Raw genomic sequence first — 3231 nt, forward strand, 5'->3', positions numbered from 1 at the left:
ACCAAGACAACTCTCCGTTGATCTTGACAGCGGTCTCGTCGACCGCGACCCGCCTCGACGTCGCTTCGGCGGGTCGGAAACGCTGTCAGCCAGCCGGTGTACCTACTGAAAGATTGCTTGAACGAGCGTTCTACGCCGAGGAGTCGCAGAATCGCTTCTGTCTCCCTGAGCGAAAGACCGTCAGGGCGTTCGCCGTCCAGCTCCACGCGACCGACTGTTTACTGAAAGACACAAAACAGATTCTTCAATATTCAAGGGTGAACGATGTTGGGGAACTCACCCCCGCAGCGCGTCGATGGGCCGTTCGTTTGCTGCTCGCCACGCCGGGTACACACCGGCGAGCAAGCTCGTCAAAATCCCGAATGCTATCGCCCCGGCCAAGTACAGCAGTGCGGACTGCGTGAAGGCAAACGGGTCACCAAGGAACATCGAGTTCGCCACCAACGCCACTCCGATAGCGATTACGATTCCGACACCCGACCCGAGTGCGCCTAACAGCACCGATTCGAGAAGGAGAATCTGTACGATATCTCCCTTGCTGTATCCTACCGCCCGTAGTACGCCGATTTCCTCGCGGCGCTTGATGACGGCCATTAGCATCGTGTTCGTAATCGAGACGCCGGCCACGAGCAGTGAGATGGACCCCAATCCCGCGAGGAACGTGTTAATCCCGTTCACGATGGTCTTGAACATACGGACGAGCGAGGTGAGTTCGAAGACGAGGAGTTTGTCTTTTCGGTCGTTAAAGCGGTCACGGAGTGCTTCTGCGACGGCCTCCGCTCTGTCAGTCGAGCTCGTTGTCACCCGAACTTGACTGTACTGTCTGTCTTCGGCTTGTTCGATGGGGAGATAGATTTCACTCCACCCGAACGACCGGGCTTCCGCCAGTACGGCGACGACGCGATACGTGTGTTCGGTCTCGACCGTTCCGGCCGCGGTTTCCTCTTCTGAGACGAGTTTGACCCGTTCACCCGGGGTAATGTCACGCTCATCGGCAAAGTCGTGGGAAACGACGACGCTCTGTCGCCAGTTGTCGGGAATCTGCCCTCGTTCTACCTCGCGTGTCTTTCGAGGGTTATCGAGATAGGTAACCGAAATCCCCTCACGGGTACCGTCCCGCTTGATGATCTCCATCTCCCCGCTTCTCGTCGCGACGATTCCGGCTGGACCGACTGTCTCGTCTATTGCCTTTAGGTCTTCTTGGTCGAAGTACGACCCTTCCATATCGAATCCCGGAGAGACGAAGACGTTCGTCGCGCCTTGGTCCTGGATGTTCTGGAGTTGACTCTGTTTGAACGCCGCGCCGCCTGCTCCAATCGCACCGATTGCGACGACACCGATGAGGATGGAGGCGGCTGCGAGTATCGACCGAGCTTTCGCCCGCGAGATATTCCGACGGGCGATGACGAGTCTCGGGAATCGACCCACGATTCGGTAGAGCCAGCTCATCGTCGCTCACCTCGCGACTCGTTCGATGCGTTGATTTCGTGGGTGTCGTGATTTCGTTGCATCAGTCCAGCGCCTCTACAGGTCGTTTGTTCGCCGCCTTCCAGGCGGGGTACACACCAGCAAATACGGACGTACCGATACCGAAGAGCGCTCCGATGCCGATGTACTGCAATCCTGCGGTCGTGAACGCGAGTGGGTCGCCGACGAGGAGCTGATTGAGCCCCATCCCGATACCGAGTGCAATCGGGACTCCAATTGCGGAGCCGACCATTCCGAGGATAGCGGATTCGGAGAGGAGGAGGCTAATAACTGCCGTCTTTGGGTATCCAACTGCCCGCATCACGCCGATTTCACGCTCACGTTCGATTGCCGACATCAGCATCGTGTTTGCAATCGTGACGGCGGCGACGAGTAGCGAGATTGACCCGACGCCGATGAGGAACTTGTTGATGGTCTCGAACATCCGTTCGAACTGGTCTCGCTGTTCTTGGACCTCGGAAACCGCGATGTTCCGCCGTCGCGTATTGAACTCCGTTTCGAGGCTTTTGGAAGCCTTGCCTATCGAGCCCGTCCGTGAGTCGACGCTGACGATTACGCTGTCGTACTCGGGGTCCTCGAACTGCTTGACCGGAACGAACACGGCACGGTCGGCCTGCAACTGGTCGGCAAAGCCTTGCGGTTCGAGAACCGCTGCGACACGGAAGGAACGGGCAAAGCTCCCGTTTACCGCCACAGTCACTTGGTCTCCCGTCTGGATGTCATTGTTCTCTGCGACCCGTGATCCGATGACGACGCTCCGTCGCCAGTTGTCCGGAATCGTCCCGGACTGCGCCTCATAGAACCGTCCGAGGTTATCGAGTCCTTTTATTTGTGCTGTGACGATAGTCTCTCCCGACGGTGTTCTGACGACCGCATCCCAGCGCTCGACAACGGGGAGAATCGTCGCTCCGTCGGTCGTCTGACGCATCCGGTTGATATCGTGGTCCGAGAACCCGCCGGTCAGGCTCCCGTTTTCGTTCTCATGATAGACGGGACTGACGGTCGCAGTTCCACCGAACCCTTCGTACGCCTCCATTTGATCCTGCTTGAACGCTTCACCACCCGCACCAATCGTTCCGATTGCGACGACGCCGATGACGATTGCGACTATCGCGAGCGTCGACCGGGCAGTGGCACGCGAGAGATTCCTCCGGGCCAAGAGGACGGTTGGGAACCTCGCTACAAGGCGACGGAGCCAACTCACGAACGTTCACCTCTCAGTGCGGATCTAATACACTGTCGCTCCGAGATGACTGTCTCACCAGCTGATAGCTGCCGGGGTTGCGCTCTCGCCGGTATCACTGTTTGATCTCCTCTCTCGGCTCCGTCTCACCTGCGTCTTCGATGACTCCGTCAACTAGGTTCACCACACGGTCGGCTTCGTCGGCGACGTACGCGTCGTGGGTGACCGTAACGACAGCAACGTCCTCTTCGGCGCGAAGTTCGTCGAATAGGGCGAGGATTTGGTCGCCGGTATCCCTGTCGAGATTCCCTGTCGGTTCGTCCGCCAACAGAATCGCTGGGTCGTTTATCAGTGACCGTGCGATGGCAACTCGTTGTTTCTGCCCACCGGAGAGTTCGTCCGGATAGTGGTCGAGTCGGTCGTCGAGACCGACTCGGCAGAGCAGGTCTTTCGCACGCTCGCGCGTTTTCACGGGCGTTTTGTCGAGCATCCTCGGCATCTCCACGTTCTCCAGTGCCGTCAGGGTCGGAATGAGGTAGAAGCTCTGGAAGACGAACCCG

At 58.5% G+C, this 3231-nt stretch carries 3 protein-coding genes and 1 pseudogene; all 4 read right to left on the minus strand.

The annotated features are described in order from the left end of the window. Window positions 1-179, minus strand: a pseudogene (locus tag QT222_RS03850) (IS6 family transposase); the annotation flags it as partial. A 97-nt stretch (window positions 180-276) separates the two neighbouring features. Next, entirely contained in the window at window positions 277-1449 is a 1173-nt protein-coding gene (locus QT222_RS03855; protein ID WP_491476364.1) for an ABC transporter permease, read from the minus strand. Window positions 1450-1510: 61 nt separating this feature from the next. Next, a complete protein-coding gene (locus QT222_RS03860; protein ID WP_014732676.1) occupies window positions 1511-2692 on the minus strand; it encodes an ABC transporter permease in 1182 nt (393 codons plus the stop codon). A 94-nt stretch (window positions 2693-2786) separates the two neighbouring features. Beyond that, window positions 2787-3231: ABC transporter ATP-binding protein (locus QT222_RS03865; protein WP_491476365.1), on the minus strand; the 445-nt coding region annotated here is incomplete at its 5' end.

This window comes from Haloferax sp. s1, assembly GCF_058382125.1.